This window comes from Sorangium sp. So ce302 (genome assembly GCF_051530145.1).
GTDB lineage: Bacteria > Myxococcota_A > Polyangia > Polyangiales > Polyangiaceae > Sorangium > Sorangium cellulosum_B.
The window spans coordinates 3979633-4002666 of the sequence record NZ_CP150326.1 but is presented as its reverse complement, the minus strand read 5'-3'; the positions used below and the strand labels follow the sequence as shown (position 1 = coordinate 4002666).

Below are 23034 nucleotides of genomic sequence, written 5' to 3'. Positions count from 1 at the left end.
CGAAGAGCGCCGCGGCTCATCGCGAGAACCATCGCTCGCTCAGGTATTTCTCCCCTTCGTCCGGGAACAAGGTCACCACGTTCCTCAGGGCAGGGCTCTTCTCCTTGACCCGCCTGGCGGCCAGGAGGTTCGCACCGGAGGAGACCCCGACGAAGCAGCCGTGCACACGCGCGATCCGCCTCGCCTCCTCTATCGCCTCTCCGTCCTCGACCCGGATGACGTCGTCGATGAGCTCGATGTTGTCCTCGATGAGCGGAGGCACGAACCCCTCGCCGATGCCCTCGATCCGGTGGGGCCGGCACACCTCGGGCTGGCCGTGCAGGCGCCCGTAGACGAGGGCGCACCGGGCAGGCTCGACGCCGAAGACCTGGACCTCCGGGTTGACCCGCCTGAAGGCCCTCGCGAGGCCGATCAGGGTCCCTCCGGAGCCGATCGCGGCGACGACCGCGTCGATCCGCCGGCGCCCGGAGGCGCGAAGGATCTCCCCGCCGAGGTGCTCGTCGTGGTCGTCGGCGTTCCAGGGGTTTGCGAACTGGTTCACATGGAAATGACCCTTTTCCTTCCCCAGGGCGCTCGCCCTTTGCACGGCGATATCCATCCGATCCCGCGGGACGGTCCGCACGTCGGCGCCGAACGCCTTCATCATCTTGTAGCGCTCCTCGGAGAGGCCCTCGGCGATGAAGATCGTCACCTTGTAGCCTTTCACGGCGCCGACCATGGAGACGGCAGCTCCCGTGTTTCCGGACGATGCCTCCACGATCGTGGCGCCCTTCTTCAGGAGCCCTTCCTTCTCCGCCTTCTCGATGATGTACCTGGCGAGCCTGTCTTTGATGGAGCCAGAGGGGTTGAGGTACTCGCATTTTACGTGAACGCCGTCGAACCTCAGCAGGGGAGTTTCGCCTATCGCATCGAGTATCGTCTTCATGTCCACGGCCCCGCGTTGTCCAGCGCGTGTACCGGCGCGACGGCCTCGCGCCGCGCTCCCCTTGCGCCGCTCTGCTGGCTGGCGGTGCACGAGCTGGGCCGCTCGGCTGCGTCACCGCCGTAATCGCTCGCGAGGCGTGATGTCTCCAGCCGCGGCGCGTCGCGCCGCGTCATGCCTTCTCGTCGGCCCCGCGGCGAGGCCCTCAGCCGCTCGAGCGCCGTCGTGTCCGCGGGGCGCTCACGGCGCCTCCTCCCCGGCCGTGCCGGTCGCCCCTGTGGCCGCCTCGAGCGTGGACAGGTCGCCCTCGGGCAGACCGAGCTCGCGCGCCCGGAGCAGCCGCCGCATGATCTTGCCGCTGCGCGTCCGCGGCACCGAGCCGGCGAAGGATCTCGCGCGGCGCGACCGCCGGCCCGAGGTGCTTGCGCGCGAAGCCGATGAGCTCCCGCTCGATGTCCGGGGACGGAGCGTGCCCGGGCTTCAGCGCGACGAACGCCTTGACGACCTCGCCGGCAATCGGATCCGGCCGCCCGATGACGGCGGCCTCGGCCACGGCGGGGTGCATGAGCAGCGTGCTCTCCACCTCGAAGGGACCGATGAGGTGCCCGGCGCTCTTGATGACGTCATCGTCGCGCCCGACGAACCAATAGTATCCATCCTCGTCTCGCCTGGCGAGATCTCCGCTCAGGTACCAGCCGCCCGCGAAGCACTTCGCATAACGCTCGGGGTTGTTCCAGTAGGCGCGAAACATCGATGGCCAGCCGGGGCGCAGCGCGATCTCCCCCTCCACGTCGGGCTGCTCGATCACCTCGACACCCCCCTCGGGTGTGCGGCGGACGATCGCCGCCTCCACACCAGGCAGCGGGCGCCCCATGGATCCCGGGCGGACATCCACGGAGGCGAGGTTGGCGATCATGATCCCCCCCGTCTCGGTCTGCCACCAGCCGTCATGGAAGGGGCGACCAAACACCTCGTTGCTCCATGACACCGCGTCCGGATTCAGGGGCTCGCCCACGCTGGCCATGAAGCGGAGCGCGCGGAGGTCGCGGGCGCGAAGCGGCTCCACGCCGGCTTTCATGAGCATCCTGATCGCCGTCGGCGCGGTGTACCAGACCGTGACGCGCTCTCGCTCGAGGATCTCGTACCAGCGCTCGGCGTCGAAATCGGCCTCGTCGACGACCAGGGTCACGCCGTTCGTCAGCGGCGCGAGGATGCCGTAGGAGGTGCCTGTCACCCATCCCGGGTCCGCCGTGCACCAGAAGATGTCGTCCGGATGGAGGTCGAGGGCGAGCCTCCCGGTCACATGGTGCATCAGCACGGCCGCGTGGACGTGGAGGGCGCCCTTCGGCGTGCCCGTCGTCCCGCTCGTGAAGTGCAGCAGGGCCGGCGCTTCCGGGTCGGTCGGCGGGACCAGCGCCGCGGCGGGCGCCCCGTCGAGCAACCTCCGGTAGGAGAGCGTCCCCGGCGCCTCGCCGTCCACGAGGATCACGTGCTCGAGCCACGGCAGCTCGCCGCGGATCGGCGCGACCCTGCGCGCGTAGAGCCGCGAAGTGGTCACCAGCACGCGCGCCTCGCCGATGCTCATCCGCGCGCGCAGCGGCTCGGGGCCGAAGGCCGAGAACAGCGGACAGAAGATCGCCCGGTGCCTGAGCGCGCCGAGCGCGGCGACGTAGAGCTCCGGCGTCCTGCCGAGCAGCGTATAGACGCGATCTCCCGGCCGGACCCCCAGGCCGGCGAGCGCGCCGGCGAAGCGGGCCGTGAGCTCGGCGAGCTCTCCGTAGCGGATGTCCACCCGCTCTCCGTCCTTGCCGAGCCAGCGGATCGCGACGCGATCCCTGCCGGCGCCCGCGGCATGGCGGTCCACGGCTTCGTAGGCCATGTTGAGCCCCTGTCCGCCGGGCAACCCGGTCAGCTCGGCCCGCGCCTCCGCCCACGAGAAGCGGCGGCACGCCTCCGTGTAGTCGGCGAGGTTCGGCGGCGGCTCTCCCGCGCCGCGAAGCTTCGTGATCGGTCTGGGCGCCTGCATCGTCGCCTCCCTGACCGGCACGCAACGACCGTACCGGCGCGGGCTCTTGCCGTCGGCGCTGAAGTGGCGACAAAGAGCCCGCGCCGCCCAGGCGGCCGCGTCTGCTCCGCGCGCTGCTCGCGCAGCGCACGCACTCGGGCGCGGCTGACGCTACGCCGCGCGCTGCGCGAGCGTCTTCGCCAGGTGGTCGGTGCACCCGCGGACCGTCGCGATCCGCCGGTAATCCGACTCGGGCACGCCCACGCCGAGCGCCGCGTCGAGGGCCGTCACGAAGCGCAGGAAATCCATCGAATCGATGTCGAGCTCCTCGCGGACGTCACGGTCCGGGCCGAGCGCCCCGATGTCCGCCTCCGGCGCGATGCGCTGGAGCTCCCGGCGCACGACGGCCTCGATCTCGTCCTTGTTCATCGGTCAAAGTCCCTCCGGTCGTTGCAGGAGCGCGTCGAGCGAGGCGAGGTAGGCGGCCGCGCGGTGGCCGTCCGTCACCCGGTGGTCCGCGGCGAGCGTCGCGTTCACGAGCGGCCGCGGCACCACGCGGCCCTCGACGACCCACGGCCGCTCGGCGATCTTGCCGAACCCGACGATGGCCACCTGCGGCGGAAAGATGACGGGAAACACCGTCTCCACGCCGCGCTCCCCGAGGCTCGTGACGGTGATCGTGGGGTCGCTCATCTCGGAGCTGCGGAGCGTCCCGGCCCGGGCGCGCTGGACCAGGTCCTTCAAGGCGGCCATCAGCTCGTCGAGCGGCAGCCGGTCCGCGTCGTGCAGCGCCGGCGCCACGAGCCCGCCGCCCCGGAGCGACACCGCCACGCCGAGGTGGATCCTCGGGGCGGGCGGCGCCTCATCCCCCTCCCAGCGGGCGTTCAGCTCGGGGACGTCGCGCAGGGCGAGCGCCGCCGCTTTGAGAAGGAGCGCGCCCGGCAGGAGCCGCCCGGCCACGTTGCGCTCCGCGTTCTCCCGCTCGACCCAGGACATCGCCGTGCGGAGATTGATGGTCGTGCCGAGGTAGAAGTGCGGCGCCTCGCGCTTCGATCGGGCCATCGCCGCCGCGATCGCCCGGCGCATGCGGGCCGACGCCTCCTTCGTCATGGAATCGGCCGACGCCTCCTTCGTGCCGGCCGCCGCCGCCCGCTCGATATCCACGGCCTCGACGGCGCCGTCCGGTCCCGTCCCCTGGACCCGCGCAGGGTCGACCCCGAGCTCCTGCGCCCGCCGCCTCGCGCGGGGAGACACGCGCGGCCCCTGCGCGAGGGCCGCGGGCGGCGGCGCGGCCTCCTGCGGCGCCGCGGCGGCCGCCGGGGGGGGAAACGGCGGCGCGGGCGCGGCGGGCGCGGCGGGCGCGGCGGGTGGGGGCGCGCCGGCCGCAGCCTCACGCCCCTCGAGGATCACGGCCATCGGCGTGCCGACGGGCACCTTCTGCCCGGGCTCCACGAGGAGCCGGTCGATGACGCCGCTCGTGAACACCTCGACCTCCACGAGCCCTTTCTCTGTCTCGACCTCGGCGATCACGTCGTCGCGCGCGACGCGATCCCCCACCGCGCGGCGCCACTTCACCAGCGTCCCGGCCTCCATGTCCGCGCCGAGCGAGGGCATCAGGAACTCAGACATCGCGCCGCACCGTCCTCTCCACGGCGGAGACGATGCGCGGGACCTGCGGCAGCGCCGCCTCCTCGAGGTGGCGCGCGTAGGGGATCGGCACCTCGGCGCTGCACACCCGCGCGACGGGCGCGTCGAGCTCGTAGAACGCGCCCTCCATGATCCGCGCGCTCACCTCGGCGGCGAGGCTCCCGCTCCGCCACCCCTCGTCGACGAGCACCGCGCGGTGCGTCCGCCGCACGGTCGCGAGGATCGCCTCCTCGTCGAGCGGCCGCAGGCACCGGAGGTCCAGCACCTCGGCCTCGACGCCGCGGCCCGCGAGCTGCTCGGCCGCGGCGAGCGCCTTCGGGACCGAGCCGCCGTGCGCGATCAGGCTCACGTCACGGCCCGCGCGCCGCACCTCCGCGCGGAAGGGAGCCGCGGGGGGCGCCTCGTCGTCGAGCTCGCCCTCCATTGGGTAGAGGTACTGGTGCTCGAAGACGACCACCGGGTCTGGATCGTCGAGCCCGGCGAGCAGCATGTCGCGCGCGTCCTGCACCGTCGCGGGCGCGAGGGCCTTGAGCCCGGGCACGTGCGCGTACCAGTTCTCGAGGCTGTGCGAGTGCTGCGCGGCGAGCTGGCGGCCGCCCCCCGTGGCCATGCGCACGACGAGCGGGATCGTGAACTGGCCGCCGGACATGTGCCGGAGCGTCGCCGCGTTGTTCACGATCTGGTCGAGCGCGAGCAGGCTGAAGTTGACCGTCATCACCTCGACGATCGGGCGCGCCCCGCCGAGGGCGGCCCCGATGCCGGCGCCGACGAAGGTCGACTCGGCGAGCGGCGTGTCGCGGACCCGCTCCGGGCCGAACTCCTCGAGCAGGCCGGCGCTGCACGCGTAGGCGCCGCCGTAGCGGCCCACGTCCTCGCCCATCAGGAAGGCCCGCGGCTCGCGCCGGAGCGCCTCGCGCAGCCCGGAGCGGACCGCCTCGCGGCAGGTCGCCGTCCGCTTCACGTCACGGCGCCTCCCGGGCGTAGACGAAGCGAGTCAGGTCCTCCACCGGCTCGAGCGGCGCCTCCTCCGCGGCCGTCACGGCCGCCTCGACCTCGGCCGCGATCTCGCCCAGGATCCGGGCGAGCGCGCCGTCGTCGAGCAGCCCCTCGGCGCGCAGCCGCGCGACGAACAGGTCGATGGGGTCGCGCTCCCGCCAGGCGGCCACCTCGCTTTTGTCCCTGTATCTCTCGGCGTCGTACATCGAGTGCGCACGGAACCGGTACGTCAGCAGCTCGAGGAAGCGGGGGCCGGCCGCCTCCCTCACGGCCGCGGCCGCTCGCCGCGTGGCCTGCTCCACCGCGAGCACATCCATGCCGTCGACCTGCTCGGCCGGCACGTGGTGAGCCGCGGGGACGTCGATGAGCCGCGGGTTGGCGGCGTGGCGCGAGCGCCGTCCCCATCGCGTACTGGTTGTTCTCGCAGAGGAAGAGCACCGGCAGGCTCCAGAGCGCGGCGAGGTTCAGCGACTCGTGGAACTCCCCCTCGTCGGTCGCGCCGTCGCCGAAGAACACCGCCGTGACCCGCCGCCGGCCGGCGAGCTTGTCGGCGAGCGCGAGCCCCACCGCGATGGGCAGGCCGCCGGCCACGATGGCGTAGCCGCCGTAGAAGCGCCGCTCGCGCAGAACAGGTGCATCGACCCGCCGCGCCCGAGGGCGCAGCCCGTCGCCTTCCCGTACATCTCGGCCATCGCCGCGGCGGGCGAGACCCCGCGCTGCAGCGCGTGGCCGTGCTCGCGGTAGGCGGCGACCACGGCGTCGTCGTCCTCGAGCGCCCGCATCGCCCCGACCACGACCGCCTCTTCACCGATGTACAGGTGGAGGAAGCCGCGGATCTTCTGGAGCGTGTACAGCTCGGCGCACCGCTCCTCGAAGCGGCGGATGAGCAGCATCGCCCGGAGGACGGCGAGCGCCTCGGCAGCAGGGATCCCGACCGGGCTCACGCGGGCTCCTTCGAACATCGCAGCCTCCTGCTCGGCACGGGCGCCTCCATCCAGCAAACCTCCGCGACAGAGCTCGGCTCGAGCAACGATCGTACCGGCGCGAGAACCGGGGCTCAGGGGACGAGCCCCTCGCGGCGCCGCACCTCCGCGGCGGCGGCGCGCTGTCGCTCGGCGAGCACGGGAGAGCGCTCGACCGGATAGGACGGCGTCGCGCCCAGGCCCAGGAGCTCCGGAGGCAGCGCCGCCATCTCCTCGCGGTGCAGGGCGCGCAGCTCCGCGAGCGGGGGCATGGGGAGCGCGCGGCCGCCCGAGAGGAGCGGCTGGAGCAGCGGCTCCCACGAAGGGCCCGGCGCGGGCTCGTCGCGCGCGGCGATGCGATCTCCGAGGTAACGCCCGTCGGCTCCGCGGCGCCTGTACACCTGCTTGGGCCCCACGAGCGTCTCCTTGCCTTCGCTCAGCTTGAGGCAGGGAGCCCCGTCGTGCTCGACGATCTTGTAGGCCATGTCGAGCACGGGCGCGTCCGCCGACATCCCGAGGCGCGTCCCCACGCCGAAGGCGTCGATCGGCGCGCCCGCCGAGCAGAGCGACGCCAGCGCCTCCTCGTCGATCCCGCCGCTCGCGACGACGCGCACCGCGTGGAGGCCCGCGTCGTCGAGCAGGCGCCGCGCCTCCCGGCTCAGCGCGAGCAGATCGCCGCTGTCGAGGCGCACGGCGGCGACCTCCTGCCCCCGGGCCGCGACCTCCCGGGCGACCTCGACGGCGTGCGCGACGCCCCGGAGCGTGTCGTACGTGTCCACGAGCAGCGTCACCGGGCCGGGAAAGGTCGCCGTGAAGGCCCGGAACGCGTCGATCTCGCGCGGGAAGATCTCGATGAACGCGTGGGCCACGGTGCCCGAGACCGGGACGCCGAGCCGCGCTCCGGCCAGGAGGTTGCTCGTCGCGGCGAAGCCGCAGAGCCAGGCGGCCCGCGCCACGGCGACCCCCGCCTCGACGCCGGGCGCGCGCCGCAGGCCGAAGTCGACGAGCGCCTTGCCGCGCGCGGCGGCGACGCAGCGCGCCGCCTTGGACGCGACCAGCGTCGGGAAATGGATCGCGTTGAGGAGGATCGTCTCGACGACCTGCGCCTCGACGAGGGGCGCCTGCACTTCGAGGATCGGCTCGTCGGCGAACACGGCCCGGCCCTCGCGCACCGCCCACACGTCGCCGGTGAACCGCAGGCGGCCGAGCGCGTCGAGCGCGTCCTCGCGCACGACGCCGGTCGAGCGCAGGTAGTCGAGCGCGGCGCCGTCGAACGCGAACGCGCGCAGGCGGCGGGCCGCCTCCTCGATCCCCGCCGCGATCAGGTACGCGCGCCGCGGCGGCAGCCGCCGCGCGAAGAGGCTGAAGGTGGCCGTCCCCCCGACGCCGAGCGCGAGGTAGCTCGCGGCCATGGTGATCTCGTAGAGATCCGTGCAGAGCGCGAGCTCCGCGCCCTCGCCGCTGCCCGTCCGCGCACTCCCGTCGTCGATGCCGCTCATGGGTCCTCCTGCTCGGGTGCCGGCTCAGCGCGGAGGGCTCGCGGCCTCGCCGCGCGCGAGCAGCGCCTCCAGCGACCCGCCGTCGTGGAGGAGCCGGATGGCCTCGGCCAGGAGCCCGTCCAGACGGACGAGCTTGACGGGGATGGCCGCGCCCGTGGCGGCAGCGACGCTGTCGGTCACGAGGAAACGGCGCACCGGGAGCGCGGAGAGCCGGGCCATCGCCGGGCCGACGAAGAGGCCGTGCGTCGCGATGACGGCGATGTCCGGCGCGCAGCCCGCCGCGAGCAAGGCGTTCACGGCGGCCTCGATCGTCCCGCCGGTGCTGATCATGTCGTCGACGAGGAGGGGCGACCGTCCCCGGACCTCGCCCGAGATGGCGTGGACGCTGACGTCCTCGCCGCTCAGGCGGGTCTTGTGCACGACGGCGACCGGCAAGCGGAGGAGCCGGGCATGGCGATCCGCGAGCTTCGCGGCGCCCAGGTCCGGCGCCACGATGACGCTGCGTTCGGAGACAAAGGGTCTCGCTGCGTCCGAGAGCAGCGGCGCGGCGCTCAGGTGCTCGAGCGGGATGGAGAAGAACCCCTCGAGCGCGGCGTTGTGGAGGTCGACGGCCACCACGCGCGAGAGGCCCGCCGTCCTGAAGAGATCGGCGACGAGCCGGGCCCCTACCGGCTCCCTTCCCGAAGCGCGGCGGTCGTGGCGGGCATAGCCGAAATACGGCACGACGGCCGTCACGCGCGGAGCCCCTGCGCGGCGACACGCGTCCGCGAGGAACAGGAGCTCGGCGATGTGCTCGTCGACCGGTGGGCTCGTCGGCTGGAGGAGAACCACGTCCCGCCCTCGCACGCTCTCCCGGATCTGCACGTGAAGCTCGCCGTCCGCGAAGCGGCGCACCAGGGCGTCGCCCAGGCCGACGCCGAGGCGCTCCGCCACGGCCCGTGCGAGAGGGAGGTTCGCGTTGCCCGCGAAGAGGCAGATCTCCATGGCTGCTCCGCTGCGCCGCCTTCCGTGTCGTGGGGGCTCATGGCGCTGCTCATTCGAGCTGTGACCGCTCTCCAGATGCAACCCCAGGGCCTGATCTGTCCAGTGACGTCCGCCCGCCTCCGCGTCATCACGCCTTTCCGCCTGATCTGTCTGATCTGTTTGCTCGCCACGTGCCATAGGAGCGCACCGGCCTCCATGCCCCTTCGGGCATGGGCTTCCCGGAGCCGACGCCGGCTCCATGGAGCGTTCGTTGGGAGGAATGCCGTGACAACTGCGGGGGAGCTCTGCAATCGGCGCGTCGTCACCATCGGCAAGACCGAGACCGTGATCGAGGCCGCCCGCCGCATGCGGGCGCATCACGTCGGCAGCCTGGTCATCGTCGACGAGCCCGCCGGGAGGACCGTGCCTGCCGGTATCATCACCGATCGCGACATCGTGGTCGGCGTGGTGGCGAACGCGAGTCCCTACCTGGAGTCTCTCCAGGTGGCGGATGTCGCGACCGAGCCGCTGATCACAGCGCGAGAGCAGGAGGACCTCCTGGACGTCCTCGGTAGGATGCGCGCCGAGAGCATCCGCCGCGTGCCGGTGGTGAACGACGAGGGGGTGCTCCAGGGAATCATCGCCTTCGACGATCTCCTCGAGTTCCTGTCGGACGAGCTCTCCGAGCTGAGCGCGCTGGTGACGAGGCAGCAGCGGAGGGAAGCGCAGAGGAGGATCTGAGGGCCGGGGAGGATCTGAGGGCCGGGTGTGTCAGGGGCGAGGACGTCACGGTCAGCACGCGACCGGAGGAGGGGCTTCATGCTGTTTCGAGATCGCGTTGATGCAGGGCGCCGCCTGGCCTTCGCGCTGGGTCGCTACCGCGACGACACGCCCCTCGTGCTCGGGCTCCCGCGCGGCGGCGTCCCGGTCGCCTACGAGGTCGCCCGGGCGCTCAAGGCGCCGCTCGACGTCTGGGTGGTGCGCAAGCTCGGCGCTCCGGGGTACGAAGAGCTGGGCATGGGCGCCATCTCGGAGGGGGGAGAGGTGTACCTCAATGAGGAGGTGCTCGCGGAGCTCGGCGTCCCCCAGGAGGAGGTCGCGGAGATCGTGGACCGCAAGGCCGCCGAGGTCGAGTCGCGCGTGCAGCGCTTTCGGCGCGGCCGGCCGCCGGTCGACGTCGAGGGCCGCACCGTCGTCGTCGTCGACGACGGCATCGCGACCGGCGGGACCGTGCGCGCCGCGCTCCGGGCCATCCGGCGGCGCGGACCGAGGCGCCTCGTCCTCGCGGTCCCGGTCGCGTCGGCAACGACGCTCGAATCCTTGCGCCCCGAGGTCGATGAGGTGGTCTGCCTCGACGCGGATCCGCAACTGCTCGCGATAGGCGCCTATTACCAGGACTTCCGCCAGACCACGGACGAGGATGTCGTGGAGCTGCTCGAGCGGGCGCGCACCGGCGGCGCGGGCGCGGAAGGCGAGGAGGGGCCGGCGGGCCCGCCCGAGCCGGCAGAAGACCTCCCCGTCGAGCTCGCGCTCGATGACGGCGCGCGCCTTCAGGGCAGCCTGACGATCCCCGCCGGGGCGACAGGCATCGTCCTGTTCGCCCACGGGAGCGGCAGCAGCCGGCATAGCCCGCGCAACCGGTACGTCGCCGAGGTGCTCCAGAGCGCCGGGCTGGCCACGCTGCTCTTCGACCTCCTCACCGGCGAGGAAGAGGCGGTGGATGAGCGGACTGGCCACCTCCGGTTCGACGTCGAGCTCCTCGCGGGGCGGGTCATGGGCGCGGCCCTGACCACGCGCGAGCAACCCGAGACGAGCGCGCTCCGGATCGGCTACTTCGGCGCGAGCACCGGCGCCGCGGCCGCGCTGATCGCCGCGGCGAGGCGGCCGGATCTCGCGGACGCCGTGGTGTCGCGGGGCGGGCGCCCCGATCTCGCCGGCGCGTACCTCGAGCAGGTCCGCGCACCCACGCTGCTCATCGTCGGGAGCGCGGACACCGAGGTGCTCGCGTTGAACCGGCAGGCGCTCGCGCTCCTGCGCGGACCGCGACAGCTCGCGATCGTGGAAGGAGCGACGCACCTGTTCGAGGAGCCAGGGACGCTGGAAGAGGTCGCGCGCGCGGCCAGCGCGTGGTTTGCTCGCTACCTGGTGCCCCAGGTGCTCGAGGCGACCGCGTAGCTGCACGAGGGCAGCGGCGCGGTGCTCGCGGAATCAGCTCCAGCGCAGCAGCAGGCTGCCTTCCTCCCCGAGCTCGACGCTCGTCCCGAACCGCGCGCCCTCTCGGCTCAGCGCGTCCCTCAGCCAGAGCGCGTCCTCTTGCGCGGCGCGGTGGAGGCGAAATTTCCTCATCCGCAGCGGCACCAGCTCCAGGCGGGCGAGCTCCCCGGTCCCCGCGCGCAGCGTGGCAAAGTACATCATGGCCAGATCGCCTCGATAGGCCTCGTGTCCGCTGATGCCTTCATAGTCGTTCACGAAGTCGCCACAGCCGTAGAGGATCAGCCGCCCCGCGTGGACCTCGATCGCCTTCGGATGATGCGAGGAGTGCCCGTGAACCACGTCGACGCCGGCGACGTCGACGAGGGCGTGGGCGAGCGTGACCTGCTCCTCCGGGACCTCGTACCCCCAGTTCGGGCCCCAGTGGATCGAGGCCACGACGATGTCGCCCTCCCGCCTGGCCGCCCGCACCGCGCCCAGCACGCGACCGACCTCCGCGGGAGACGACTCATCGACCAGGTGAATGCCCGGGCGGTCCACCGAGGCGCCCCAGCGCCGCGGGACGCCGCTGGTCTCCGAGCCCAGCGAGAAGATGAGGACCCTCCCCTCGCCCTCGATCTCGATGAGCGCCGGCGCCGCCGCCTCATCGAGGTCGCGGCCCGCGCCGGCCGTCGTCACGTTCGCCGACCGGAGCGCGGCGATCGTGTCGATCAGCCCGGCAACTCCCCAGTCGAGGACGTGGTTGTTGGCCAGCGCGCAGCAGCCGATCTGCGCCGCGGTGAGGCACGAGACGTTCCCTGGGTGCATCCGGTAATTGATACCCTTGAGACACGGCTCATCGCTGGTCGTGATCGCCGTCTCGAGGTTGACCAGCCGGACGGCGGGCGCCCGCCGGCTCCACGCGTCGAGCGCGGCCCCCCAGACGTACGAGGAATCGACGGGCCGGGGAATGGGGCCGCTCGTGCGCTCGGCGAGCTCGATGTAACCCCTCGCGTCCTCCACGGCCAGCTCGTACAGCACCGGATCGCTGGGGCACGGCAGGATCTGATCGATCCCCCGGCCGGTCATCACGTCACCGCAGAGAGAGAGGATGACATCACCCGCAGTCGACGTGCCCTGGGGCCGCTCCCTCGCCGCGTCTTGCATCATGGGTCGCCGCTCCATCGAGCTGCACGAGCTGCAAGGGAGAGACCAGGTGGCTCACGCGGGTGGCGCGGCGCATCGAAGGATCCACTGGTCCGCGAGTTGCACCGAGCGCGGAGCGAGATGCCGTTGCCCAGGATCCGCGCCACCAAGCTCATGACCGAGAGCCCTCGGACCGTGCGGGTCGACGACCCCATCGGCGAGGCGGTGGACGTGCTCCAGACGACGGACTTCCGCCACCTGCCGGTCGTCGACGAGCTGGGTGAGCTGGTCGGGATGCTCAGCGATCGCGACCTGCGCGCGCTATGGGTGCCCTACGCGGAGGACACCGCGGCGGTGGACGCAGCGCTACAGAAGGCCCGCGTGCCGGTGTCCGTGATGATGAGCAGCAATATCGTGAGCGTCGGCCCGGACGCGGACGTGACCGAGCTCATGGAGCTCATGCTCGACAACAAGATCGGCGCGGTCCCGGTCGTCGACGGAGAAGGTGTGTTGCTCGGTATCGTCAGCTATGTGGACGTCTTTCTCGGGCTCCTCGGGGAGGCGTGACCCGTCTCCCGTTGCTGCGGCGGCCGCCTCGAAGCGCCGCTGCGGCCGAATTCGAAGTTCCCAGATCGATGCCAATGATCGCCATGGTCGACCTCCGCGGGCGGCCCGCTCCTCGTCCGCCCGCCGGCCAGCCGCCGAGCCTTCGCCGGTGAGGACCGCGAGGCGTGCGTCGGCGACTTCGTCCCCGACCCGAGCGCGCCGGCGCCCGGCTGGAGCGCGCGGCGTAGGGGGCGCTCATCCAGCCGACGACAGCGAGGCGTCGCGCCTGCGCCGGCCGATGAGCTCGAGGAACTCCGCGCGAGGCGCCGTGTTCGCGATGTCCGCCCCGGCGCACCAGCCCCGCCGCGCCTGATCGATCCCGTGGCGCATGAAGTCGAGCTCCCCCACGGCGTGCGCGTCGGTGGCGACCACGAGCTTCGCGCCGGCCTCACGCGCGAGGCGGATGTGGACGTCGCACAGGTCCAGGCGCTCGGGCTGCGCGTTGATCTCGAGCAGCACGCCGAGCTCGCGCGCGGCGCGCGCGATCCGCGCGACGTCCAGCGCGTACGGCTCGCGCTTGCCGAGGAGGCGCCCGGTCGGGTGGCCGAGGGCCGTGACGAACGGGCTCTCGAGCGCGCGGAGGACGCGGCGCGTCATCGCGGGCTCCGGCATCGTGAGCTTCGAGTGCACGCTGGCGACGACGTAATCGAGCGCCGCCAGCGCCGCGTCGTCGAGGTCGAGCGACCCGTCCTCGAGGATGTCGACCTCGGCACCGTGCAGGATCGCGATCCCGCCGATCGTCCGGCGGAGCCTGTCGACGGCCCTCGCCTGCTCGCGGAGCCCGCGCGCGTCGAGCCCGCGCGCCACGCGGACCGCCTGCGTGTGATCGGTGATCGCCACGTAGTCGTACCCGCGCGCCTTGCACGCCCTGACCATCGCCTCGAGCTCGTCGCGCCCGTCCGTGTACGTCGTGTGCACGTGCAGGTCACCCCGGATGGCGCCGACCTCGACGAGCTCGGGCAGCCGGCGCTCGCGCGCGGCCTCGATCTCGCCGGCGTCCTCGCGCAGCTCGGGCGGGATCCAGGGCAATCCGACCGCGCGAAAGACGTCCGCCTCCGCCCGCCCCGCGATCCGCCGATCGTCCCGGAAGATCCCATATTCATTGATCTTGAGCCCGCGATTCACGCCCAGCGTGCGGACGGCGATGTTGTGGGCCTTCGAGCCCGTGAAGTAATGGAGGGCCGCGCCGTAGGACTCCGGCGGCACGACGCGGAGGTCGATCTGGAGCCCGGACCGCAGCACGACCGAGCACTTCGTCGCGCCGTGGGCGAGCACCTGCTTGATGTCCGGATACGCCATCAGGCGCGACGCGACGGGCTCGCCCTGCCTCGCGGACACGAGGATGTCGACGTCGCCCACCGTCTCCTTGCGGCGCCGGAGGCTGCCAGCCACCTCGACGGCCAGGGCCACGCGCGCCGCCCGGAGGTGCTTGAGCAGCGGCGCGACCTGCGCCTCGGCGTCCGCGAGCCGCACGCGCCCGGCGGTCGCCCGCCGCTTCACGCAGCCGTCGAGGATCGTCGCGGCGAGCTTCTCGCCGAAGCCGCGCACCTCGAGGAGGCGACCCGACCGCGCGGCCTGCTCGAGCTCGTCCGCCGTCTCGATGCCGAGCCTCTCGTACAGCAGCCGCGCGCGCTTCGGCCCGAGCGACGGGATCCGCATCATCTCGACGAGGCTCTCGGGGGTCTTCGCCGCCAGCTGCTTCAGCAGCGGCAGCTCGCCGGTCTCGAGGAGCTCGACGATCTTGCCCGCGAGATCCTTGCCGATTCCAGGCAGCGCGGTGAGCGCGCCCGCGCCCTCGCGCTCCACGAGCCCGGCCACGGGCTCACCGAGCGCCGCCAGCGTGCGCGCCGCGGTGCGGTAGGCCCGCACGCGGAACGGGCTCTCGTCCTGGATCTCGAGCAGATCCGCCACTTCCTCGAAGATGCGCGCGATGTCGACGTTCTCCATGCGCCCCCCGTTCACGCCTGGACGAGCTTCCGGAACTCGCCCTCCGTCAGCAGGGCGACGCCGAGCGCCCTTGCCTTCTGGAGCTTTTCGCCGGGGCTCTCGCCCAGCACGACGTAGTCCGTCGACGCTCCGACGCTTCCGGACGCGCGCCCGCCGGCGCGGCGGACGAGCTCCTCGGCCTCGGGGCGCGTCATCGACGAGAGCGCGCCGGTGAACACCACGGTCTTTCCGGCGAGCGGGCTGGCCGCTGCGGCGGGCGCGGCGCCCGCGCGGCGGGGCCGGTGCGCCGGACGGACCCCGCGCTCGAGGCAGCGCGCGATGACCCGCCGGTGCTGGGGGCGCCCCAGGAAGCCGGCGATGCCGGCCGCAACGTTCGGTCCGATCCCCTCGACCTGCTGCAGCGCGCGCTCGTCGGCCGCCATCACCGCCTCGATCGATCCGAAATGATCGGCGAGATCCTGCGCCGTGCGCTCGCCCACGCCGGGTATGCCGAGCGCGTGCAGGAAGCGCCACAGCTCGGTCTGCTTCGCGCGCTCGATGGCGCGCACCAGGTTCTGCGCGGATCGGGCCCCGAAGCGCGGGAGCCGGAGCAGATCCTGCTCCTTCACCGCGAAGAGGTCGGCGACGCTCTCGACGAGGCCGCCCTCGATCAGGGCCGTCACGGTCTCCCGCCCGAGGCCGCGGATGTCGAGCGCGCTGCGCGAAGCGAAGTGGCAGATCGACCGCTCCAGCTGGGCACGGCAAGCCAGGCCGGCAGGGCACCGATCGAGCGGCCCGTCCTGCTCCACGACCGCCCCGCACGCAGGGCACCGCGCCGGCATCGCGAACGGCGGGCCCCGCCGCTCGCCCGCCCGGGGAATGCGCTCGATCACCTCGGGGATGACATCTCCGGCGCGGATCACGCGCACGGTATCGCCGACCCGCAGGTCCTTGCGCCGGAGCTCCTCGCGGTTGTGGAGCGTCGCGCGCGCCACGGTGACGCCGCCGATCGAGATGGGCGCGAGCACCGCGACCGGCGTGAGCACGCCCGTGCGGCCGACCTGGACCACGATGTCCTCGATCGTCGTCGCCTCGCGCCGCGGCGCGAACTTGAACGCGAGCGCCCAGCGCGGGTGACGCGCCGTCGTGCCGAGGCGCTCGCGCGCGAGGAGGTCGTCGAGCTTGACGACGATGCCGTCGACCTCGACGCCGAGCGCGTCGCGGCGCCGATCCATCTCGCGGTGATACCGGAGGATCTCCTCGTCGCTCTCGACCTGGCGGTTGTGCGGGCTGACGCGGAGGCCCCACCCGCGGAGGGCCTCCAGCCGCTCCCAGTGCCTCGTGAGCGCCGGGCCGCCCGCCATGGCCAGCACATCGTAGAAGACGATCTCGAGCGGGCGCGCGGCGGTGACGCGCGGATCGAGCTGCCGGAGCGACCCCGCGGCGGCGTTGCGCGCGTTGGCGAACAGCGGCTTTCCCTCCCTCGCCAGCTGCTCGTTGAGGCGGCGGAAGGCGGCCGTGGCCAGGAGCACCTCGCCGCGCACGGACAGCCGCTCCGGAGGCGGCCGGCCGTCATCGACGAGCCGGAGGGGCACGGAGCGGATCGTCTTCACGTTGGCGGTGACGTCCTCGCCGCGCTCGCCGTCCCCCCGCGTCCCGGCGCGGACGAGCGCGCCGCGCTCGTACACCACCTCGATCGACGCGCCGTCGAGCTTCGGCTCTGCCACGAACGTGGGCCGGCCCTGGCCGAGCGCCTGGCGAAGGCGGTCGACGAAGCGCAGCACGTCCTCCTCGTGGACCACCGAGTCGAGGCTGAGCATCGGCGCCAGGTGGCGGACCTCGGGGAACGCCGGCAGCGGGGCTCCGGCCACGCGCTGCGTCGGCGAGTCCGGGGTCACGAGCTCCGGATAGAGCCCTTCCAGCCGCTTCAGCTCGTCGAGCCGGCGATCGTACTCGGCGTCCGAGACGACCGGGCGATCGAGCACATAATAGAGGTGGTCGTGGACCCTGATCTCGCGGCGCAAAGCCTCGATCCGACGGCGCGTGTCCTCGCGCGGTTGGCGCGTAACCCCGGCCGGCGATGCCGTGCTCATGCGTCGGATCCCTTCCAGCCGGCGGCGCGCTCGATCGCTCTCGCCGCCGTGCCGTTCACGGAGGCAGGCGGTGTGCCACGAGGCCGGCCCGCGCGGCCGCTGCGCCCTGTCGCCGGGGCGGTTCCGAGCTCCTCCGGCGGCGCGGCTCATCGCGGGATCCGCTGGTCCGCGAGTTGCCCTGAGCGAGGAGGAGATGCCGTTACCCAAGATCTGCGCCGCCGAGCTCATGACCGAGAACCCTCGGACCGTGCGGGTCAACGACCCCATCGGCGAGGCGGTGGACGTGCTCCAGACGATGGACTTCCGCCATGTGCCGGTCGTCGACGAGCAGGGTGAGCTGGTCGGGATGCTCAGCGATCGCGACCTGCGCGCGCTCCAGTTGCCCTACTCGGAGGACGCCGCGGTGGTCGACAGGGCGCTGCGGAAGGCCCGCGGGCCGGTGTCCACGATCATGAGCGGCAATGTCGTGAGCGCCAGTCCGGACGCGGACGTGACCGAGCTCGTGGAGCTCATGCTCGACAACAAGATCGGCGCGCTCCCGGTCGTCGACGGAGAAGGTGCGCTGGTCGGCATCGTCAGCTATGTGGACGTCTTTCGCGGGCTCCTCGAGGAGGAGTGACCCGTCGTCTCCTTGGCGCGCAGGACGCGCACAGACAGCGCGAGGTGCGGGTGGGGTGAGGCCAGGCACGGCGATTGCTGCGATCGGTGGATACGACGCGCACAGCGCCGGTCCCACGGTTATGGGACATGGACCAGCGGAGGCAGCATGCAGCCTGTGCAGCGGATCCTGGCCGCCACGGATCTCTCGGAGCTCTCGATCGCGGCCGTGAGGGTCGCCCTGGAACAAGCGCGCTCCTGGGGCGCCGAGCTCCGGATCCTCCACGTCGCAGCGTCCGCGCAAGCGCAGCCGAACGCGGCAGACGCGCTGCGCCGTTTCGCGTCGGAGCTCGGCAGCGGGGTTCGCATCGTCCCGCTCGTCCGGGTGGGGTCTGCAGCGGAGGAGATCGTCAGGTGTGCTGAGGAAGACGAGGTCCAGCTGATCGTGATGGGCCGCCACGGGCACACCGGCACCACGGGCGTGCTGCTGGGCAGCGTCGCCGAGCGCGTCGCGCGCACCGCGAGCCGCCCCGTGCTGATGGTGCCCCCGGAGAAGGAAGCCCGCGGGACGGGGGTGATCATGGGTCCGCCGCCGTACGCCTCGCGGTTTCGCTGCCTGCGGTGCGGCGTGCGCTCGGAGTACCAGTTCTGCGCCGCGTGCCGCGCCGAGTTCCGCATGTTCGATGTGCCCGCAGGAGGGGGGCCTCCGGAGGCTCCTGCAGCGGGCCCCCTCAGCGCGGAGCGGATCGAGGCGCTCCTCGAGCGCGGCGCATTCGGCCGGCTGGGCTGCCACGCCGAAGGACGGACGTACGTCGTGCCGATGGGCTACGCGTACGAGAAAGGCCGCCTCTACCTGCGCTCGGCGGAAGGCACGAAGGTCCGGATGATGCGTATAAATCCGGAGGTCTGCTTCCAGGTCGATCACATCCAGAGCCTCGCCGACTGGGAGAGCGTCATCGTGTTCGGGGTGTTCCGCGAGCTCACGGCGCAGGAGGCGGTCGAAGGCCGACAGCGCATCCACGCGCGGCTGGCGTCCCTCCTCGCCGAGGAGGACGCCTGGCCCCGCCCGTCCGAGGCGTCCGCCGACGACAGGCTTGGCCACCGGGCCTACGTGGGGGCGCGCGGCGCGGTCGTCGGTTGCATCGAGCCCGTGGAGAAGACGGGGCGCTATCAGATGCGCTGAACCTCGGCGGTCGAGGCTACCGCCGGCCGCGCACGCTCTTAAGTAGCTCGGAAAAGGCAGGCGTTACCACACCGACCCGAGGCATTCATCCCAAACGATCATGCAAGCGCTCATCCAAGACGACGTGGCAATCCAGGAGCTTCTGCTCGATCCCTCTGCCTACTTCCGCCGCTGGCGCCACGATGAGCCGGTCCGTTGGTCTGAATCGCTGCACGGCTGGGTGCTGACGCGCTATGACGATGTTGTCGAGGCATTCCGAGACCCGCGCCTGCGCCAGAGGCCGCCGCAGGCGATCGTCGACGCGCAGCTACCGCCGGGGAAGCGCGAGGTCGCCCGCGACTTCGTGCGCCTCTTCGAAGGCATGATGCTGATGAAAGATGGCCCGGAACACGCCCGCCTGCGCCGTGTGGGCAGCCAGGGGTTCACACACGGCGCTCTGGACGGGTTCCGGCCGATCCTCCAGCGCGTGACGGACGAGATCCTCGACAAGGTAGAGCCGCTCGGTCGCATGGATATCGTGCGCGACCTGGCTCAGCCATTGCCAGCCACGGCGATCGCCCACATGTTCGGCATCCCTGACGCAGATCGGGGGTCGTTCCAGAAGTGGTCTGAGGACGCCGCGCGGTTCTTCGGCGGCACGACTCTGGACGTCGAGGAGGACGCCAGATCAGCCAACGAAGCGATATGCAATCTGGAGCGCTATTTTCTCGCCATCGTCGACGGGCGGCGCATGCGCCCGAGCAACGACCTGGTGAGCCTCTTCGTGGCCGGGCAGCAAGAAGGAAAGCTGTCGGCGGAGGAGATCACGGCTCAGTGCATACTGGTCCTCGCGGCCGGACACGTCACGACCATCGACCAGCTTGGCAACGCGGTCCATGCGCTCCTCATGCACCCAGACCAGTTGAATCAGCTGCGTGAGGACCCGGCGCTCATCAGGTCCGCTGTAGAGGAGTGCCTGCGCTACGACGGATCGGTGCCGTTCGTTTGCCGGGTCGCGGCAGAAGATTTGAAGATCCGCGACAAGCGCATCCAGCGACACCAGTCGGTCTTCCTCGGCATAGCATCGGCGAACCGGGATCCAGAGATCTTCGACGAGCCCGATCGTTTCGACATCACGCGCGCGCCGGGCAAGCACATCGCGTTCGGTTTTGGTCCGCACGGGTGTCTGGGTGCCGGCTTGGCGCGCCGGGAGATCGAGATAGGGCTCGTCAGCCTGATTCGCCGCATGGCAGGCCTGAAGCTCGACGAACAGAGCCCGCCGGTGCGGAGATGCGAGAGCGTCATGTTCCGCGGTTTTCGTAGATTGCCGGTCCTCTTCTCGAGAGCTCGGATGGACAAGGTCGCCTGACGGCTGATGAGCCCGACGCTTGACCGCGACGCACGCGAGCGTGCCGCGCAGCTTGTTCACGACGAGCGTGGCCAGCGCGTCGCCCTCGACCTCCTCCGCGATGAGCAGGAAGCTCTGCCCCTCTTTGGCGACCTGCTCGAGCAGGGGGAGCAGGTCTTTCATCACGCCGATCCGCTTCTCGTGGATCAGGATGAGCGGCTCCTCCAGCACGCACTCCATGCGCTCCGGGTCGGTCACGAAGTAGGGTGAGAGATACCCGCGGTCGAACTGCATGCCTTGCACGACCTCGACCGCCGTCTCGGTCCCTTTCGCCTCCTCGACGCTGATGACGCCCTCCCCGCCGACCTTCTCCACCGCGTCGCCGACGAGCTCGCCGATGGCCGCGTCGTTGTGCGCCGCGACCGTGGCGACCTGGATCTTCTCCTGGCGGCTCTGCACAGGGCGGGAGAGCGACCGCACCGCGTCGACGGCCGCGTGAAGTCCCCGCTCGATGCCGCGCTTGAGGTCGATCGCGCTCGCGCCCGCGGCGATGTTGCGGAGCCCCTCCGCGAAGATCGCGTGAGCCAGCAGCGTGGAGGTCGTCGTGCCGTCGCCGACCGCGTCGCCCGTGCGCTCGGCCGCCTCGCGGATGATCTGTACCCCGACGTCCTCTTCGGGGTCCTTCAGGCTCAGCTCCTTCGCGATCGAGACGCCGTCGTTGCACACGGTGGGGCGCCCCCACGCGCGCCCGATGAGCACGCTCTTCGACTTCGGGCCGAGCGTCACGCGGACAGCGTCGGCGAGCGCCGTGGCGCCGCGAAGGACCTTCTCGCGAGCAGCGGCGTGGAAAAGGAGTTGCTTGTGGGGCATCGCGGAAGACCCCCTGGACGAGCGCGGCCGACCTTCTGTGGCCGCCCTCCAGGATGCAACCTCAGGGCCTGCTTTGTCGGGTGCCGGTCGCGCGCTCCGATCGTCGTCTCCCGAGAGATCCACGGCTCGCCTGCGCCCGCGGCGCCGGCGGCCGTGATTCCGGTCGGACGCGCCATGAGCGCACGGGCTCATCCTCGGACATCGCGACCCGGCCCACCCTGGTACACGCCTCCCGAGCACGGATCCTGCACCACCATGCTCGGCAACAACCGCGCGAGCCGCCGTCCAGCATGAGCCTGGCTCTGTCGCTCGGGTGAAGGCGCTCCGGGCGTGTGAGGCTCTGCGTGTTGCAGGTTAATGAGGAAGGTCGTCTGAATTTCGAAGGAGGTCACCCATGACGCTGCTGGCACGTTGGCGAGAGCCCCGTAGAATCGCATCGATGATGCGCGCGCTCGACCCGGAGCGCATGATGCGCGAGATGTTGCAGTGGGATCCATTTGCGGAGACGGCTCCTATCGCCCAGCTCCGCCAGCCGGAGGGCTGGTTCTCACCGGATATCGATCTCCGAGAAACGAAGGACCGCTTCGTGTTCCGCGCCGACCTGCCGGGCGTGAAGGAGAGTGACGTCGACATCTCGGTGAGCGGGCGCCAGCTGACGATCAGCGGCAAGCGCGACGAGGAGCGGGAGGAGCGGGAAGGCGATCGCTTCTACACGTATGAGCGCGCGTACGGCAGCTTCTGCCGCTCGTTCATGCTGCCCGAGGGCGTCGATCTCGACAAGATCCAGGCAGAGCTGAAGCACGGCGTGCTCGAGATCGTCGTACCCAAGGCAGCCGGGGTCCAGCCGAAGCAGATCCCGATCAGCGCCGCCAAGGAGCCGAGCGCCGAAGGGGCGGCCGAGGCGAAGAAAGGCGAGGGCAAGAAGGCCGCCTGAAGAGCCGTCCAGGCGACGGCCGCCGGCGTCCGACTCGCCAGGCTGGGTGGTGTCCGCGCGGTCACGGTGGGCCTGTCCGTGTCCTCGGCGCTGCTCGGCGCGATGCTCGCTGGCAGGCTGGCCGACCGCGCTGGTGTTCGTCGTGGCCTCCTCCTCGAGACGAAGGGCAAGGAGCCCGCGAGATGTGATGTGCGCCCGCCTGGCGAGAGGAGATGTGTGTCAGCGAGGTGCGGGAATCTCCGCGCCCAGCCGATCGAAGCAGCGGAACGGGTCCTCCAGCATCTCGCGCACGGTGCGCGCCAGCACGCTCGCGTGGAGGCCGTCGATGAAGCGGTGATCGAACGTGGCGCTCACGCGCATCACCTTGCCGGGCACCACCTTGCCGTCCTCCACCACCGGCTCGTCCCTCACCGCGCCCGGGACCACGAGGATCGGCGTGCGCGTGTAGGGCACGAGCGGCACGTAGGCGCTCTCCAGGCCGAGCGAGCCGATGTTGGTCACCGTGACCGCGCCGAACGGGTCGCGGGGCAGCCCCAGCTTCGACAGGTCCAGGTTGAGCGTGTACATCACGAACGAGAGCAGGCGCAGAAAGGCGTTCATGAAGAGAAACGGGATGTGCCGGATCGCGCGCTTCGTCTCTTCCACCGCCCTGTCGCGCCGATGGCGCGCGCGCTCGATCGTCCGGTCCAGCTCGTCGACGATCTGCACCAGGTTCTTCTCATGGGCCCGTTCGATCGTGGTCACGGTGAGATCCACCTCGCCGTCGCCGCCGCTGATCGTCTGCACGACCAGCACCGAGACGGTGACGCCGCGCCGGAGGTAGATCTTGTTCCAGCGCAAGATCGCGTTGGCGTCGGGGCAGCGGCGCAGCGCCTCGGCGCAGGCCTTGGCCACCAGGTGAGTCACCGTGAGCCGGCGGCCGGTGCTGTGACGGAACGCCTTGATGTAGTCGAGCGCGCGATCCATGCGCAGGGTGAGCGTGCCGTACACCGATGGATCGTACGCGGTGTGCCAAGTGCCGATCGCCAGCTTGCGGAAGCTGGAGATCTCCTGTTTTGGCACGAGATCGAGGTTGGGCATGATCCACCCTGCCATGGCTTCACGGGCTGCATGGCTCGGGCCACCGAGGCGTGCAGCGCGTCCCGGCTCCTCGTGCGAGCGGAGCAAC

Annotated in this window: 17 protein-coding genes and 3 pseudogenes; 7 read left to right on the top strand and 13 right to left on the bottom strand. The window is 71.6% G+C overall.

Going from position 1 to position 23034, the window contains the following annotated elements:
* Nucleotides 1–16 precede the first annotated feature (16 nt).
* From WME73_RS15320 to WME73_RS15285, 8 genes and pseudogenes are all read right to left on the bottom strand, one after another.
* Nucleotides 17–925: a PLP-dependent cysteine synthase family protein gene (locus tag WME73_RS15320; RefSeq protein ID WP_437916159.1), complete on the bottom strand. Its 909-nt coding sequence runs from the start codon at nucleotides 923–925 to the stop codon at nucleotides 17–19.
* A gap of 237 nt (nucleotides 926–1162) precedes the next feature.
* Nucleotides 1163–2948 (bottom strand): annotated as a pseudogene (gene acsA, locus WME73_RS15315) (acetate--CoA ligase).
* A gap of 150 nt (nucleotides 2949–3098) precedes the next feature.
* Complete coding sequence (locus WME73_RS15310; protein WP_437916158.1) at nucleotides 3099–3356, bottom strand: acyl carrier protein; 258 nt, start codon at nucleotides 3354–3356, stop codon at nucleotides 3099–3101.
* A gap of 3 nt (nucleotides 3357–3359) precedes the next feature.
* Nucleotides 3360–4556, bottom strand: a complete 1197-nt coding sequence (locus tag WME73_RS15305; protein WP_437916157.1) for a dihydrolipoamide acetyltransferase family protein — start codon at nucleotides 4554–4556, stop codon at nucleotides 3360–3362.
* The gene (locus WME73_RS15300) at nucleotides 4549–5535 is read right to left on the bottom strand and encodes an alpha-ketoacid dehydrogenase subunit beta (RefSeq protein WP_437916156.1); all 987 of its coding nucleotides are present in this window, start codon (nucleotides 5533–5535) and stop codon (nucleotides 4549–4551) included. The genes WME73_RS15305 and WME73_RS15300 overlap by 8 nt, the downstream gene beginning before the upstream one ends.
* A 1-nt stretch (nucleotide 5536) precedes the next feature.
* Nucleotides 5537–6463: pseudogene (gene pdhA, locus WME73_RS15295) on the bottom strand (pyruvate dehydrogenase (acetyl-transferring) E1 component subunit alpha).
* Nucleotides 6464–6627: 164 nt separating this feature from the next.
* Complete coding sequence (locus WME73_RS15290; protein ID WP_437916155.1) at nucleotides 6628–8031, bottom strand: nicotinate phosphoribosyltransferase; 1404 nt, start codon at nucleotides 8029–8031, stop codon at nucleotides 6628–6630.
* A gap of 24 nt (nucleotides 8032–8055) precedes the next feature.
* A complete protein-coding gene (locus WME73_RS15285) occupies nucleotides 8056–9015 on the bottom strand; it encodes a ribose-phosphate diphosphokinase (RefSeq protein WP_437916154.1) in 960 nt (319 codons plus the stop codon).
* 264 nt (nucleotides 9016–9279) lie between these two features.
* On the opposite strand from WME73_RS15285, the gene WME73_RS15280 reads away from it, so the two are divergent.
* Nucleotides 9280–9735: a CBS domain-containing protein gene (locus WME73_RS15280; protein ID WP_437746175.1), complete on the top strand. Its 456-nt coding sequence runs from the start codon at nucleotides 9280–9282 to the stop codon at nucleotides 9733–9735.
* A gap of 78 nt (nucleotides 9736–9813) precedes the next feature.
* The gene (locus WME73_RS15275; RefSeq protein WP_437916153.1) at nucleotides 9814–11169 is read left to right on the top strand and encodes a phosphoribosyltransferase family protein; all 1356 of its coding nucleotides are present in this window, start codon (nucleotides 9814–9816) and stop codon (nucleotides 11167–11169) included.
* 33 nt (nucleotides 11170–11202) lie between these two features.
* Here the strand turns inward: WME73_RS15275 and WME73_RS15270 are convergent, their stop codons facing one another.
* A complete protein-coding gene (locus tag WME73_RS15270) occupies nucleotides 11203–12354 on the bottom strand; it encodes a CapA family protein (protein WP_437916152.1) in 1152 nt (383 codons plus the stop codon).
* Nucleotides 12355–12471: 117 nt separating this feature from the next.
* Between WME73_RS15270 and WME73_RS15265 the strand changes: the two genes are divergently transcribed.
* On the top strand, nucleotides 12472–12897 hold the full coding sequence (locus tag WME73_RS15265) for a CBS domain-containing protein (RefSeq protein WP_437916151.1): 426 nt from the start codon (nucleotides 12472–12474) through the stop codon (nucleotides 12895–12897).
* A gap of 234 nt (nucleotides 12898–13131) precedes the next feature.
* On the opposite strand, the gene polX is transcribed toward WME73_RS15265, so the two are convergent.
* Together polX and ligA are read right to left on the bottom strand one after the other, a co-directional pair.
* The gene (polX, locus tag WME73_RS15260) at nucleotides 13132–14883 is read right to left on the bottom strand and encodes a DNA polymerase/3'-5' exonuclease PolX (RefSeq protein ID WP_437916150.1); all 1752 of its coding nucleotides are present in this window, start codon (nucleotides 14881–14883) and stop codon (nucleotides 13132–13134) included.
* 11 nt (nucleotides 14884–14894) lie between these two features.
* Complete coding sequence (gene ligA, locus WME73_RS15255) at nucleotides 14895–16955, bottom strand: NAD-dependent DNA ligase LigA (protein WP_437916149.1); 2061 nt, start codon at nucleotides 16953–16955, stop codon at nucleotides 14895–14897.
* Between the two features lie 193 nt (nucleotides 16956–17148).
* Here ligA and WME73_RS15250 point away from each other — a divergent pair, with 193 nt between their 5' ends.
* The 3 genes from WME73_RS15250 to WME73_RS15240 all read left to right on the top strand — a co-directional run bounded on the left by WME73_RS15250 (nucleotide 17149) and on the right by WME73_RS15240 (nucleotide 20083).
* Entirely contained in the window at nucleotides 17149–17574 is a 426-nt protein-coding gene (locus WME73_RS15250; protein WP_437916148.1) for a CBS domain-containing protein, read from the top strand.
* Nucleotides 17575–17721: 147 nt separating this feature from the next.
* The gene (locus WME73_RS15245) at nucleotides 17722–18735 is read left to right on the top strand and encodes a universal stress protein (protein ID WP_437916147.1); all 1014 of its coding nucleotides are present in this window, start codon (nucleotides 17722–17724) and stop codon (nucleotides 18733–18735) included.
* A 100-nt stretch (nucleotides 18736–18835) separates the two neighbouring features.
* Nucleotides 18836–20083: a cytochrome P450 gene (locus WME73_RS15240; protein WP_437917394.1), complete on the top strand. Its 1248-nt coding sequence runs from the start codon at nucleotides 18836–18838 to the stop codon at nucleotides 20081–20083.
* An 18-nt stretch (nucleotides 20084–20101) separates the two neighbouring features.
* Here the strand turns inward: WME73_RS15240 and groEL are convergent.
* Nucleotides 20102–20932: pseudogene (groEL, locus tag WME73_RS15235) on the bottom strand (chaperonin GroEL); the annotation flags it as partial.
* 439 nt (nucleotides 20933–21371) lie between these two features.
* On the opposite strand from groEL, the gene WME73_RS15230 reads away from it, so the two are divergent.
* Nucleotides 21372–21866, top strand: coding sequence for an Hsp20/alpha crystallin family protein (locus WME73_RS15230; RefSeq protein WP_437916145.1), 495 nt, complete (start codon nucleotides 21372–21374; stop codon nucleotides 21864–21866).
* Between the two features lie 219 nt (nucleotides 21867–22085).
* On the opposite strand, the gene WME73_RS15225 is transcribed toward WME73_RS15230, so the two are convergent.
* Nucleotides 22086–22946, bottom strand: a complete 861-nt coding sequence (locus WME73_RS15225) for a 2-oxo acid dehydrogenase subunit E2 (protein ID WP_437916143.1) — start codon at nucleotides 22944–22946, stop codon at nucleotides 22086–22088.
* Nucleotides 22947–23034 lie beyond the last annotated feature (88 nt).

Coding starts and splice junctions, on each gene's coding strand:
- WME73_RS15320 (WP_437916159.1), bottom strand. CDS start 925: ATGAAGACGATACTCGATGCGATAGGCGAAACTCCCCTGCTGAGGTTC.
- WME73_RS15310 (WP_437916158.1), bottom strand. CDS start 3,356: ATGAACAAGGACGAGATCGAGGCCGTCGTGCGCCGGGAGCTCCAGCGC.
- WME73_RS15305 (WP_437916157.1), bottom strand. CDS start 4,556: ATGTCTGAGTTCCTGATGCCCTCGCTCGGCGCGGACATGGAGGCCGGG.
- WME73_RS15290 (WP_437916155.1), bottom strand. CDS start 8,031: ATGAGCGGCATCGACGACGGGAGTGCGCGGACGGGCAGCGGCGAGGGC.
- WME73_RS15285 (WP_437916154.1), bottom strand. CDS start 9,015: ATGGAGATCTGCCTCTTCGCGGGCAACGCGAACCTCCCTCTCGCACGG.
- WME73_RS15275 (WP_437916153.1), top strand. CDS start 9,814: ATGCTGTTTCGAGATCGCGTTGATGCAGGGCGCCGCCTGGCCTTCGCG.
- WME73_RS15270 (WP_437916152.1), bottom strand. CDS start 12,354: ATGATGCAAGACGCGGCGAGGGAGCGGCCCCAGGGCACGTCGACTGCG.
- WME73_RS15265 (WP_437916151.1), top strand. CDS start 12,472: ATGCCGTTGCCCAGGATCCGCGCCACCAAGCTCATGACCGAGAGCCCT.
- polX (WP_437916150.1), bottom strand. CDS start 14,883: ATGGAGAACGTCGACATCGCGCGCATCTTCGAGGAAGTGGCGGATCTG.
- ligA (WP_437916149.1), bottom strand. CDS start 16,955: ATGAGCACGGCATCGCCGGCCGGGGTTACGCGCCAACCGCGCGAGGAC.
- WME73_RS15250 (WP_437916148.1), top strand. CDS start 17,149: ATGCCGTTACCCAAGATCTGCGCCGCCGAGCTCATGACCGAGAACCCT.
- WME73_RS15245 (WP_437916147.1), top strand. CDS start 17,722: ATGCAGCCTGTGCAGCGGATCCTGGCCGCCACGGATCTCTCGGAGCTC.
- WME73_RS15240 (WP_437917394.1), top strand. CDS start 18,836: ATGCAAGCGCTCATCCAAGACGACGTGGCAATCCAGGAGCTTCTGCTC.
- WME73_RS15230 (WP_437916145.1), top strand. CDS start 21,372: ATGATGCGCGCGCTCGACCCGGAGCGCATGATGCGCGAGATGTTGCAG.
- WME73_RS15225 (WP_437916143.1), bottom strand. CDS start 22,946: ATGCCCAACCTCGATCTCGTGCCAAAACAGGAGATCTCCAGCTTCCGC.